This is a genomic window from Blastococcus saxobsidens, from assembly GCF_002938435.1.
In the GTDB taxonomy this organism is placed as follows: Bacteria; Actinomycetota; Actinomycetes; order Mycobacteriales; family Geodermatophilaceae; genus Blastococcus; species Blastococcus saxobsidens.
Genome location: NZ_POQT01000061.1, coordinates 1 through 11,801 on the forward strand (window position 1 = coordinate 1; position 11,801 = coordinate 11,801).

At 75.8% G+C, this 11,801-nt stretch carries 12 protein-coding genes and 1 rRNA gene; 10 read left to right on the forward strand and 3 right to left on the reverse strand.

Features of this window, described 5'->3' with window-relative positions; translation table 11 throughout:
* The 3 genes from rrf to C5507_RS21470 form a co-directional block, all read left to right on the forward strand.
* A 5S ribosomal RNA gene (gene rrf, locus C5507_RS21460) occupies window positions 1–113 on the forward strand; the annotation flags it as partial.
* 1,460 nt (window positions 114–1,573) lie between these two features.
* Window positions 1,574–2,389, forward strand: a complete 816-nt coding sequence (locus C5507_RS22555; RefSeq protein WP_158657682.1) for a Replicase polyprotein 1ab — start codon at window positions 1,574–1,576, stop codon at window positions 2,387–2,389.
* Window positions 2,390–2,487: 98 nt separating this feature from the next.
* Complete coding sequence (locus C5507_RS21470) at window positions 2,488–2,847, forward strand: single-stranded DNA-binding protein (protein WP_104530526.1); 360 nt, start codon at window positions 2,488–2,490, stop codon at window positions 2,845–2,847.
* Between the two features lie 19 nt (window positions 2,848–2,866).
* On the opposite strand, the gene C5507_RS21475 is transcribed toward C5507_RS21470, so the two are convergent.
* On the reverse strand, window positions 2,867–4,177 hold the full coding sequence (locus C5507_RS21475; RefSeq protein WP_104530527.1) for a DUF1015 family protein: 1,311 nt from the start codon (window positions 4,175–4,177) through the stop codon (window positions 2,867–2,869).
* Window positions 4,178–4,284: 107 nt separating this feature from the next.
* Between C5507_RS21475 and C5507_RS21480 the strand changes: the two genes are divergently transcribed.
* Window positions 4,285–4,710, forward strand: a complete 426-nt coding sequence (locus C5507_RS21480; RefSeq protein ID WP_104530528.1) for a tetratricopeptide repeat protein — start codon at window positions 4,285–4,287, stop codon at window positions 4,708–4,710.
* Window positions 4,707–5,816, forward strand: a complete 1,110-nt coding sequence (locus tag C5507_RS21485) for an HAD-IIA family hydrolase (RefSeq protein ID WP_104530529.1) — start codon at window positions 4,707–4,709, stop codon at window positions 5,814–5,816. The genes C5507_RS21480 and C5507_RS21485 overlap by 4 nt, the downstream gene beginning before the upstream one ends.
* Before the next feature lie 14 nt (window positions 5,817–5,830).
* Here C5507_RS21485 and C5507_RS21490 read toward each other — a convergent pair whose 3' ends face one another.
* Window positions 5,831–6,148, reverse strand: a complete 318-nt coding sequence (locus tag C5507_RS21490) for an alkyl sulfatase C-terminal domain-containing protein (RefSeq protein ID WP_242611012.1) — start codon at window positions 6,146–6,148, stop codon at window positions 5,831–5,833.
* 197 nt (window positions 6,149–6,345) lie between these two features.
* On the opposite strand from C5507_RS21490, the gene C5507_RS21495 reads away from it, so the two are divergent.
* The 5 genes from C5507_RS21495 (at window position 6,346) to C5507_RS21515 (ending at window position 10,998) form a co-directional block, all read left to right on the forward strand.
* Entirely contained in the window at window positions 6,346–6,588 is a 243-nt protein-coding gene (locus C5507_RS21495) for a hypothetical protein (RefSeq protein ID WP_104530531.1), read from the forward strand.
* Window positions 6,588–7,385 carry a TlyA family RNA methyltransferase gene (locus C5507_RS21500; protein WP_104530532.1) on the forward strand — a complete coding sequence of 266 codons (798 nt, stop codon included), beginning with the start codon at window positions 6,588–6,590 and terminating at the stop codon, window positions 7,383–7,385. The genes C5507_RS21495 and C5507_RS21500 overlap by 1 nt, the downstream gene beginning before the upstream one ends.
* Complete coding sequence (locus C5507_RS21505) at window positions 7,382–8,461, forward strand: NAD kinase (RefSeq protein WP_242611013.1); 1,080 nt, start codon at window positions 7,382–7,384, stop codon at window positions 8,459–8,461. The genes C5507_RS21500 and C5507_RS21505 overlap by 4 nt, the downstream gene beginning before the upstream one ends.
* A complete protein-coding gene (gene recN, locus C5507_RS21510; RefSeq protein WP_242611014.1) occupies window positions 8,436–10,223 on the forward strand; it encodes a DNA repair protein RecN in 1,788 nt (595 codons plus the stop codon). Before C5507_RS21505 ends, recN begins: the two co-directional genes overlap by 26 nt.
* Before the next feature lie 61 nt (window positions 10,224–10,284).
* Window positions 10,285–10,998, forward strand: a complete 714-nt coding sequence (locus tag C5507_RS21515; RefSeq protein WP_104530533.1) for a class I SAM-dependent methyltransferase — start codon at window positions 10,285–10,287, stop codon at window positions 10,996–10,998.
* Between the two features lie 3 nt (window positions 10,999–11,001).
* Here C5507_RS21515 and C5507_RS21520 read toward each other — a convergent pair.
* The coding region (locus C5507_RS21520; protein ID WP_104530534.1) for a TetR/AcrR family transcriptional regulator at window positions 11,002–11,801 on the reverse strand (800 nt) is incomplete at its 5' end.

The window sequence follows — 11,801 nt, forward strand, 5'->3', positions numbered from 1 at the left end:
GCGGTCATGGCGAGAGGGAAACGCCCGGTCACATTCCGAACCCGGAAGCTAAGCCTCTCAGCGCCGATGGTACTGCCCTGGAGACGGGGTGGGAGAGTAGGACACCGCCGGACATACTTTCACCGAACGGGGGTCAGAGCCAATGGCTCTGGCCCCCGTTCGCGTTTTCTCGTCTTCCAGCATCCGGCGGCTTGTGCGAGTGCGCCGCTATTCGATGAGGTACCCCGAACACATGACTACTCCGCGACGCGGTTCCGACGGCCCGCGCGGCTCCAGTGGCGGTCGCCCCGGTCGGGGCTCCGGCCGTCCGGGCGCCCGCGCTCAGCGCCCCGAGGGGGCCGCCGGACGCCCCGGCGGTGCCTCTCGTGGAGTTGCCGGGGGGCGCGGAAGCGCCGGCAATGCTGACCGTCCGTCTCGCCCGCAGAGCGACCGCGACGCTCGGTACTTCCAGGAGCGCGGCGGCTCGTCCGGTGCTGGTGGCCGCCGCGACGCCGGCAGCGCGCGTGGCGGCAGCTCGGGGCGTGAGGACCGCGGCGGATGGCAGGACCGCCGGCCCACGGGGGACCGTCCGCAGCGTCCGCAGGGGGATCGTCCCCGTGGCGACTGGCAGGACCGCCGGCCCACGGGGGACCGTCCGCAGCGCCCGCAGGGGGACCGTCCCCGTGGCGACTGGCAGGACCGCCGGCCCACGGGGGACCGTGCGCAGCGCCCGCAGGGTGATCGTCCGCAGCGCCCGCAGGGGGATCGTCCGCAGCGTCCGCAGGGGGACCGTCCCCGTGGCGACTGGCAGGACCGCCGGCCCACGGGGGACCGTCCGCAGCGTCCGCAGGGTGATCGTCCGCAGCGTCCGCAGGGGGACCGTCCCCGTGGCGACTGGCAGGACCGCCGGCCCACCGGGGACCGTCCGCAGCGCCCGCAGGGTGATCGTCCGCAGCGTCCGCAGGGGGACCGTCCCCGTGGCGACTGGCAGGACCGCCGGCCCACCGGGGAGCGGCCGCAGCGTCCGCAGGGGGACCGTCCGCAGCGTCCGCAGGGGGATCGTCCCCGTGGCGACTGGCAGGACCGCCGGCCCACCGGGGACCGTCCGCAGCGTCCGCAGGGGGACCGTCCCCGTGGCGACTGGCAGGACCGCCGGCCCACCGGGGACCGGCCGCAGCGTCCGCAGGGGGACCGTCCCCGTGGCGACTGGCAGGACCGCCGGCCCACCGGGGACCGTCCGCAGCGCCCGCAGGGGGATCGTCCCCGTGGCGACTGGCAGGACCGCCGGCCCACGGGGGACCGTCCGCAGCGCCCGCAGGGTGATCGTCCGCAGCGTCCGCAGGGGGATCGTCCCCGTGGCGACTGGCAGGACCGCCGGCCCACCGGGGGCCGTCCGCAGCGCCCGCAGCGTCCGCAGGGGGACGGGCCCCGTGGTGCCGGCGACTGGCGTGACCGGCGTCCGTCGGAGGGTCGTCAGTCGGGCTTCGTGGGCCGGCGAGGTGAGACCACCGATCGTCGTCCGCCGGTACCCGCCGGACCGGAGATCCCCGAGTGGGCGGATCCGCGGGAGCTGGATTCAGGCATCCGAGCCGCGTTGCGCGGCCTCGACCCGCGTAACGCCGAGAAGGTCGCCGGGCACCTGGTGGTCGCAGGGACGCTCGTGGAGGACGACCCGGAGACGGCGTTGGCGCACGCTCGCGCAGCCCGGGATCGTGCGTCCCGACTCGCCGTCGTGCGCGAAGCCGTCGGCGTGGCCGCCTATCACGCCGAGGACTACGCCGAGGCATCTCGCGAGCTTCGCGCCTACCGCCGCATGAGCGGCGACCACGGCTACCGGGCGGTGCTCGCCGACTGCGAGCGGGCGCTGGGACGGCCCGACGTCGCACTCCGACTCGTCGCCGAGGCACTGGCCGAGACGCCGGACGCCGAGGAGATCGTCGAGCTGCGGCTGGTCGAGTCAGGGGCTCGGCGTGACCTCGGCGAGGACGCCGCCGCGCGTCTCGTCCTCGAGGGGGCCCTCGGCGGACGCCCAGATCCCGTTCGGCTGGACGGCAGTGATGAGGGACAGCTGCGTCTTGCTGCCGCTTACGCCGACCTCCTGCGCGAGCAGGGAGAGGAAGAGCGCGCCGACGCGTGGCTTGCTGCGGTCGCCGCGTTCGACCCCGAGCTGGCCGGCGAGGATCTCGGCGTCGAATTCATCGAGTACGAGGACGACGAAGCCGCTGACGACGACGCCGTTGACGACGCTGACGACGCTGACGACGACGCCGTTGAGGACGCTGACGACGATGCCGACGACGAGGCGGCGCCGCGGGCAGCCAGCTCGTTGACCTTCGACCAGGAGGTCGAGGCCGAGGTTGCCGAACTCCTCGGCGAGACCGGCGAGCAGGACGACGACACCGCCAGCTGATCGGCGTGCGGACGCCGCCTCCGTCCACACCCGGAGGCGGCGTCCACAGATCACTGCGCGCGACTCCGGTCGGACCCGGAGCCGGTCAGGCTTCCGTCATGACCGTGGCCGTGATCGATCGCAACGACGTCGTACTGCGGGGGCGGATGTCCGCCCCCGCAGAGCTGCGCACCCTTCCCAGTGGTGATCCCCTCCTGACCTTCCGCCTGATCGTGCGGAGGCCGGTGCTGAAGGTGCGGGGGCAGTCGGTCGACGTGCTCACGTGCATCACCTACGACCGGGGCCTGCAGCGCCGGATCGCCGCCTGGCAGCCGGGGGACGTCGTCGAGGTGGAGGGCGCGCTGCAGCGCCGTTTCTGGCGGACCGGCAGCGGCACCGCATCCGTCTGCGAGGTGAATTGCCGGCGCGGGCGGAAGGTGCCTCGCTCCTCGGGCCGGACCGCGGAGGAAACGGCCTGATGCGGCACGTCGCCGGGAGTCAGGCCTCCAGTGGGCGCAGCACGAGTCCCGTACGGGGCTTGGGCACGAACAGCGTCGACTTGCGTGGCATCCGGGCGCCGGCGCGGGCCACGGCGGCGACGTCCGTGGGGGAGGGAGCCCTCAGCAGCAGCGCGACGCCGACCCCGTTCGCGGCGGACCGCACCGCCTCCTCGAGACGATGAGCGATCAGCACGGCGTCGACGGTGTCCGGCCGACCCCAGAGGCCACCGATGAGCCCGTGATGGGCCAGCACCACGTCCAGGTCGCGCCAGGCCGGCGGCGCGTCGTCCGGGACGGCTGCCCGGACGGCGGTAGACGGCGCGGTGAGCCGCACGAGCCGACGGCCGTCGCTGATCAGCAGCCCACGCTCGGCCGGGTCCAGCAGCCACGCGTGCGCGGCGTCCACCACGCGCTCCCAGCCCGGACCGTCGACGGGTACGTCCGCTGTGACGAAACCCTGGGCGGCGGCCTGGACCGCGTCCGGAAGCGCCAGGTCCGGAACCACACGGTGGATGGGATCCACCCGCAGTCCGCCGAGGCCCATCGGGGTCACCAGGGCCAGCACGGCATCGGACCCGTTCGCGCTTCCGTGCGCGGAGGCGTTGGCGCGCGCCGCCGCGAAGCGGTGGTGGCCGTCGGCGATGACCGCACGCGTCCGGCCGAGCGCCGCGACCACACGCGCCAGGATGCCGGGCTCGGTCACCCGCCACAGCCGGTGCAGGACGCCGTCCGCGTCCGTGAGTTCCAGGGCCGCGGAGCCCGAGCGCACGGATCCGGCCAGCTCCACGAGCTGCGGTTCCGGGTCGTGCGCCAGGACGATCGGCTCGAGGTCGGTCCGGGTGGCGGCCAGCAGCGCCCGCCGGCCCTCGACCGCGTCGGGGTAGGTGTCCTCGTGCGGCAGCACCGCCGTCGAGCTCCGCGGCGGCAGGGTCACCGCGCCGAGCCAGCCGGTGGTCGGCGCGGTGCCGTCACCGGGCGCCAGGTCGTAGAGCCACAGGGCCGGCCGGTCGTCGCGCACCAGCACCCCCGCGTCCTCCCACGCCTGCAGGGTTGCGGCCGCGAGCTCCGCGGTTCCGGCTGCTTCGCTGGGAGAGGGGTCCAGTCGGGGCAGGATCAGTCGCACGACGTTGTGCGGGTCGGCGGCCGCCAGCCGGTCCCGGCCGGACGGCGTCACCAGGTCGTAGGCTGGCGAGCTGACGCGAGCCAGGTAGGCGGGATCCCGTCGTCCGTAGGTCAGCGCACGGAACGGCCGGACCTCCAGACCTGGAGCCGGCGGGTGCGACGGGGGACCTGCCGACGACGGGTGCACGTCCAGAATCGTAGGAGCGTCCGGTTCCTGCGCTGCGGGGCGCTCACCCGCACGGGGACCGGCAGCGGTGCGCGGCACGCACGGATCGGCGACGAAGGGGGACGACGGTGTCGGAGACGAGTTCCCCGGGGGACGGGGCAGGGAACCCGGCGCCGCCGGGCGGGGACGTGTACGACTGGTACCAGCGCGGCCGGCAGCTGCTGGCCGATCGACACCCGGACGCCGCTGCCACCTTGCTGGCCCGGGCGGCCGATGCCGAGCCGGGTTCGCGCAGCATCCGCGAGGCGCTGGCCCGCGCCCAGTACGACGCCGGCCGGTACGCCGACGCCATCGACAGCTTCACCGAGCTCATCGGCAACAACCCCGCCGACGACTACGCGCACTTCGGGCTCGGGCTGGCCGCCGACAAGGCCGGGGACCTGGTCCTCGCCGCCGAGCACCTCGCCCTCGCCGTCGCCATGCGACCCGACCTGCCTCACTACGGGCGGGCGCTGCGCGCGGTCCGCGCGCGGGTCACCCGGAGCTCGGCATGAGCCGGCCGGCGCAGCGACCGGTGCCCCTCTCGCGCGGCTGCCGGACGCCGCCCAGCCAGTCCTACGACGTGGCGCTGCTCGACCTCGACGGCGTCGTCTACGTGGGCCCCGACGCCGTGCCCGGTGTGCCCGCAGCCCTCGCGGCGGCCCGCGACGGCGGCCTGCGCCTGGGCTTCGTCACCAACAACGCCGCGCGCACGCCCGAGCAGGTGGCCGAACACCTGACAGCCCTGGAGGTGCCGGCGCGCCCGGCGGACGTCATCACCAGCTCGCAGGCGGCGGCCACGGTCGTCGCCGGTCTGCTGGGGGCGGGTGCGCGTGTCCTGCCCGTCGGCGGCCCCGGGGTCGCCGCGGCCCTGCGTGCGGCGGGACTGGCCGTCGTCGCCACGGCCGAGGACGGGCCCGACGCAGTGGTCCAGGGCTACGGCCCCGAGGTCGGCTGGGCCCAGCTGGCGGAGGCGGTGGTCGCCGTGCGCAACGGCGCGCGGCACGTCGCGACCAACGCCGACGCGACCATCCCGTCGCCGCGCGGACCGCTGCCGGGGAACGGGGCCATGGTCGGCGTCGTCCGGGACGTCACGGGCCAGGCGCCGCTGATCACCGGCAAGCCCGATCCCGCCATGCACGCCGAGTGCGTGCGACGGACCGGTGCCCAGCGCCCCATCGTGGTGGGCGATCGCCTCGACACCGACATCGAGGGTGCGCGCCGCGCGGGAACCGACAGCCTGCTCGTCCTCTCGGGCGTCACAGACCCCGCCCTCCTCCTCGCCGCGGTCCCGGTCCACCGACCCGACCTGCTCGCGGCCGACGCCGCGGGCCTGCTGGTGCCGCACCCGTCCGTCGCCGCCGTGGGTCCGGCACGGGTGTGCGGGGACTGGGCGGTCCGGACGGCCGAGGGCGGCGGGGCGCTGGAGCTGGCGAACGCGCCACGTGCCGGGGGAGGTGCACCGGCGGCAGGAGGCGCGGGGCCGGACGGGCTGGAGGCGCTCCGGGCGCTGTGCGTGGCGCACTGGTCACGGCACCCGGACGACGGCGTGCCGGCGCACGTGGTGCCGGCCGACGCGGATGCCGCCGCGCTCCTCGCCGGCTGGGGGCTGGGCGCCTGAGGGCCTCGGCCGGATCAGAGCAGCTTGCGCAGCCGCAGCAGGTCGCGCAGCCCGGCCTCGAGCTTCACCCGTCCGCCGGCCCACGCCGAGCCGAACGACAGCTGGCCGTTCGTGAGCGAGACGAGGTCGTCACTGGTCATGGTCAGCCGGATGTCGGCCTTGGGCACGCCCGCGCCGTCCTCGACGGCGTGCAGGTCCCGTACGGCGCCCGAGCTGAGCCGGCCCAGCACGACCTGCTCCAGATCCGTCAGCCGGCACGACAGGCTGCGGTCGAGACCGGCCGCCGCCGGGTTCGCGGCGAGATCGCCGAGGATCCCCTTGAGGGCGGTCATGCACTGATCCATCGTGGCCACGCGGGCGGTTCTCCCCAGGGTCGGCAGCTGCAGCGGTCCGGACGACGCTATCTCCCCGCGGTCGGACCCGCCCCGTCGTCCCCGGCCGGTAACCTCCGCAGGGGACGACGGCTGACGGCCGGGCGCTCCCGGCCGCGTCCGGCCGATCGAACCGACCGACCACCGAGAGGCGCACGATGACCGAGCCGAGCGCGCAGCGACCGGTGCCCGGCCCCCCGCGGCCCGGCCCCGTGCCGCCGGCCGCGCCCGCGTCGCCGTCCCCGGCCGGAGACGCCGCGCAGGAGCGGTCCGACGCCGAGCCCGCCGGCTCCGGGCGGCTGGCCGGCCTGGACGGTCGGCCGGTGTCCGAGCACGTCGCCGTGTTCGAGGCCGAGAACGAGCGGCTGCAGCGCGAACTCGGCACGATCGACCCGCTCTGATGCCCCGTCGCAGTCGGCTCGACGCCGAGCTCGTCCGTCGCGGTCTCGCCCGGTCCCGGGAGCACGCGGTCGCGCTCATCGGGGAAGGGCGCGTCACCGTCGGGGGGCAGTCGGCCACCAAGCCGGCCACCGGCGTCGAGGCCGGCACGCCCGTCGTCGTCCGCACCGACCCCGACGAGCCCAGCTGGGTGTCGCGCGGCGCGCACAAGCTGATCGGCGCGCTCGACGCCTTCCCCGTGCGCGTGGAGGGGCGGCGGGCGCTCGACGCCGGAGCCTCCACCGGCGGCTTCACCGAGGTCCTGCTGGACCGGGGGGCGGCCGAGGTGGTCGCCGTCGACGTCGGGTACGGCGAGCTCGCCTGGTCGCTGCGCACCGACGACCGAGTGCACGTCCACGAGCGCACCAACGTCCGCAGCCTCACGCCCGAGGCCATCGGCGGCCCCGTCGACCTGGTGGTCGCCGATCTGTCCTTCATCTCGCTGCGCCTCGTGCTGCCCGCGCTCACCGCCTGCGCCCGGCCCGACGCCGACCTGGTGCCGATGGTCAAGCCGCAGTTCGAGGTCGGCCGCGAGCGGCTGGGCACCGGGGGAGTGGTCCGCGACCCCGAGCACCGGGTGCAGGCCGTGCTCGAGGTCGCCCGGGCCGCCGGGGCCCTGGGCTGGGGGGCCGCCGGCGTGGTGGCCAGCCCGCTCCCGGGGCCCGCGGGCAACGTGGAGTTCTTCCTCTGGCTGCGGGCCGACGCCGGGCCGATCCAGGAGGACGCCGTCCGTCGAGCAGTCCAGGAGGGACCGCAGTGAACGACTCCAGCACGGAACGACGGAACGGCCGGCAGGAGCGACGGGTCCTGCTCACGGTGCACACCGGCCGGCGGGACATCGTCGACCTCGCCCGGACCTCGGCCGCGCGGCTGCAGCAGGGGGGCATCGGGGTGCGCGTGCTCGACGACGAGGCACACGACCTCGACATCCCGGGCGCCGAGGTGGTCGCCCCCGACGAGTCCGCGGCGCAGGGCGCCGAGATCGTCATGGTGTTCGGCGGCGACGGCACCTTCCTGCGCGCCGCGGAGCTCGCCCGGTACACCGACGCGGCGCTCATGGGCGTCAACCTCGGTCGCGTCGGTTTCCTTGCCGAGACCGAGCCCGAGGCCGTCGAGGAGACGCTCATCGCCATCGAGGAGTGCGAGTACTCGGTGGAGGAGCGACTGGCCCTGCGGGTCGACGTGCTCGACGCGGCCGGCACCGTCGTCGGCGGTACCTGGGCGCTCAACGAGGTGTCGGTGGAGAAGGCGGAACGCTCGCGGGTGCTGGACGTCGTCATCGCCATCGACGGCCGCCCGCTCACCAGCTTCGGCTGCGACGGCGTCCTGTGCGCGACGCCCACCGGCTCCACCGCCTACGCCTTCTCCGCCGGGGGACCGGTGGTGTGGCCCGACGTCGAGGCGCTGCTGCTGGTCCCCACCAACGCCCACGCGCTCTTCGCCCGCCCGCTGGTGACCTCCCCGAACTCGGTGCTCACGGTCGCGGTGCCGCCCGACGGCAACCGGGCCCGCGTCTCGGCCGACGGCCGGCGCATCGTGGAGATTCCCGACGGCGGCCGGGTCGACGTCCGCCGGGCCAACCGCCCGGTGCGCATCGCCCGCGTGCACGCCGCCACCTTCGGCGACCGGCTGGTCGCCAAGTTCGGGCTGCCGGTCCGCGGGTTCCGCGACGCCCGGCACGCCGGTCCCGGGCACGAGCTGTTCACCAGCCGCAACGTCCTGGCCCGCGACGTCGTGACCGTCGACGGCGCGGACGTCGAGCACGGCCGCGGAAGCGGAGCCCCGGCGACCTCGGCGCGGGAGGTGAGCGGTGGCGGGACGAACGGCGGCGCCTGAGGCCCGCCCGGCCCGGGTGACCGGTTCCCCGGCAACCGGCCGGCTCACCGAGCTGCGCATCCGCGGGCTGGGCGCCATCGACGACGTCACCCTCGAGCTCGGCAGGGGCCTCACGGTCGTCACCGGCGAGACCGGCGCGGGCAAGACCATGGTCGTCACCGGCCTGACCCTGCTCTTCGGTGGCCGCGCCGACCCCGGACGGGTCCGGGCCAACGGTCGGGCGGGGGTGGAGGGACGTCTCGAGCTGCCCTCGAGCTCGCCGGTCTGGGAGCGGGCAGCCGACGCCGGCGCCGACCCCGACGACGACGGCAGCCTCATCCTGGCCCGCACCGTGAGCGCGGAAGGCCGGTCGCGGGCCTACCTCGGTGGACGCAGCGTCCCCGTCGGGGTCGTCGCGGAACTGTCCGAGAGCCTCCTCGCGGTGCACGGCCAGACCGACCAGCTCCGGCTCTCCCGGCCCGCCGAGCAACGCCGGGCCCTCGACCGCTACGCCGGGGCCGACCACCTGGCGCTCCTCGAGCGCTACCGCGACGCCCACCAGCGCTGGCGGGCGCTGTCGGCCGACCTCGACCGGCGGCACGGCCAGGCGCGGGAACTGGCGCAGGCGGCGGACGTGCTCCGGCTGGGCCTGGAGGAGATCGAGGCCGTGGCTCCCGAGCCCGGCGAGGACGAGGCCCTGGCCACGCAGGCGAAGCGGCTCAGCGACGCCGACGCGCTGCGGGCCGCGGCCGACGAGGCGCGGCTGGCCCTGATCGGCGACGTCACCGGTGACCTCGGCGGCGGCGAGCTGCCGCAGGACGCCACCGCGGCCCTCGCCACGGCCGAGCGGGCGCTCGCCTCCTCCGACGACCCGACGCTGGTCATGCTCGCCCAGGACCTCGCCGACGCGGTCGCCGTCGTGTCCGACGTCGCCGGTCAGCTGGCCGGGTACGTCGCCGACCTGGATGCCGATCCGGCCCGGCTGGCCGAGGTGCTCGACCGGCGGGCGGCGATCACCGCCCTGGTCCGCAAGTACGCCGACGTCGGGACGGGCGCCTCCGGTGTGCTCAGCTGGGCCGAGGAGGCGCAGCGCAAGCTGTCGGAGCTGGACGTCTCCGACGAGGCGCTCGAGGCGCTGGCCGCCGAGCGCGACGCCGCGCGCGCCGAGGTCGACCGGCTCGGCGCGGAGGTCTCCGCCGGCCGGCGCACCGCGGCCGACGGCTTCGCAGCCGCGGTCGGCGCCGAGCTCGCGGGCCTGGCCATGAAGAGCGCGCGCGTGTCGTTCGCCGTCGACAGCCACCCGGGCGAGCCCGGCCCCGACGGCATCGACGACGTCGCGCTGCTCCTGGCCGCGCACCCGGGAGCGCCGGCCCGGCCGGTGCACAAGGGCGCCTCCGGCGGCGAGCTCTCCCGCGTCATGCTGGCGATCGAGGTCGTCTTCGCCGGCGCCGACCCGGTGCCCGTCATGGTCTTCGACGAGGTGGACGCGGGCGTCGGCGGTCAGGCGGCCGGCGAGATCGGACGGCGCCTGGCCCGGCTGGCCCGCGACCACCAGGTCGTCGTCGTCACCCACCTGGCCCAGGTGGCCGCCTTCGCCGACACGCACCTCGTCGTCGACAAGTCGCCGGACACCGGGGCAGGGGTGACCGCCACCGACATCCGGTCGGTCGAGGGCGAGGACCGGGTCCGGGAACTGGCGCGGATGCTGTCGGGTCTCGTCGACAGCGAGACCGGCCAGGCCCACGCACGGGAACTGCTGGCCGTCGCCGCCGACGCGCGCTGACCGCTGCCCCGGTCGGGTGAGCGGGGAGTGCCGCGATCGCCACCGGGGTAGAGGGCCGGGCGTGAGCTGCTTCTCCTCCGCCGACGAGTCGGCGCACTACGGCTTGTCGGTCTGCATGCTGCTGGGCCAGTACCGCGAGCAGCTGCGGTGGGAGGACGACGGCGTCGACGAACTCGGCACCGGTGACGCGTCGGCCATCGCCGATGCGGTCCACGCCCTGCCGGGTCTGCGGGTGCGCAGCTACGACATCAGCCCTCCGTCGGTCGAGAAGGCCCGCGCCAACATCGCCGCGCGGGGCGTCGCCGACCGCTACACCGTCGAGCTCGGGGACTTCTTCGACCAGGCCGACTCGGCCGGCGGCGTGCAGGCCCGCACGGTCATCTCCAACCCGCCCTACATCCCCGCCCCGGACCGGGACATCCTGATGCCCGAGCTGTGGGGCGGCATCCACGGCAACGACCTCGCGCTGCAGCTGCTGAAGGCCGGCTACGACAACGTGATCGCGGCGGTGCCGAGCTACTCCGATCCCGAGGGCACCGTGCGCACCGCCGAGGACCTCGGCTACCGGGTGGTCAACTTCCTGGCCATGGGGCTGGACTTCGGCCCCTACAGCAGCGAGCCCAGGGTCCACGCGCACATCCGCCGACTCTGCGCCGAGGGACGCGGCTGGGCGGGGGAGGCCGACTACATGGTGGCCGTCGCCCTGTTCACCCGGGACCCGGAACTCCCCGGCGACCGCAGCCACCAGCTGCTCAGGGCCCTGCAGCTGTCCTGAGCGTCACCGCCGCTTCGCGTAGCCGGCGAGGCCGAACTGCAGCAGGGCCAGGCCGCGGCGGCCCTGCCGGCGCAGCTCGGCCGCCAGCTCCGGACCGCTGACCCCGGCCAGGACGCGGTCGCGGGCCAGCTCCAGCAGCGAGGCGTACAGCCCCAGCACCGCGTGCGCGGCGAGCCACGGCTCCACCTGGCCCGGGCGGGCGCCCGTCTCCTCGGCGATGAGCGCGGCCAGCGCATCGGTGAGCTCGCCGAGGATCTCCCGCTCCCGGGTCAGCAGCGTGCGGCTGCTGCGGATGACCCGCGCCATCTGCGCCACCCCGTCGGCGGCCTCCGGGGTGCCCAGCATGCTCACCGCCGCGACGACGAAGCTGCCCGCCGCCGCGGCCACGGACTCGCCGGCCGGCCGGCGGCGCACGGCGTCGAGCAGTGCGGCGCGCATCGGCGGGTCGGCGTCGAAGACGAGGCCTTCCTTGACGGGGAAGTGGTTGAACACCGTCTTCTCGACCACGCCGGCCCGCTGCGCGATCTCCACGACGCTGACCGCGTCGAAGCCGCGCTCGGCGAACAGCTCGGTCGCGGCGTCCACGATGCGGTTGCGGGTCTGCTGCCGACGCCGTTCCCGGATGCCGGTACCGCGCAGCGCGCGCCGTCCGCGTCGGGGGCCGCTCGAGTCACCCTCGGTGACGGGCGCCGTGGTCGCGCCGGCCGACGCAGCCGCGGAGCCGCCCGGCAGCGCCTCGGCCGGGACGTCGCCGGCGACCCCGGCGCGCGGCAGCGGGGCGCCGGCCGCCGGGGCCGCGGATG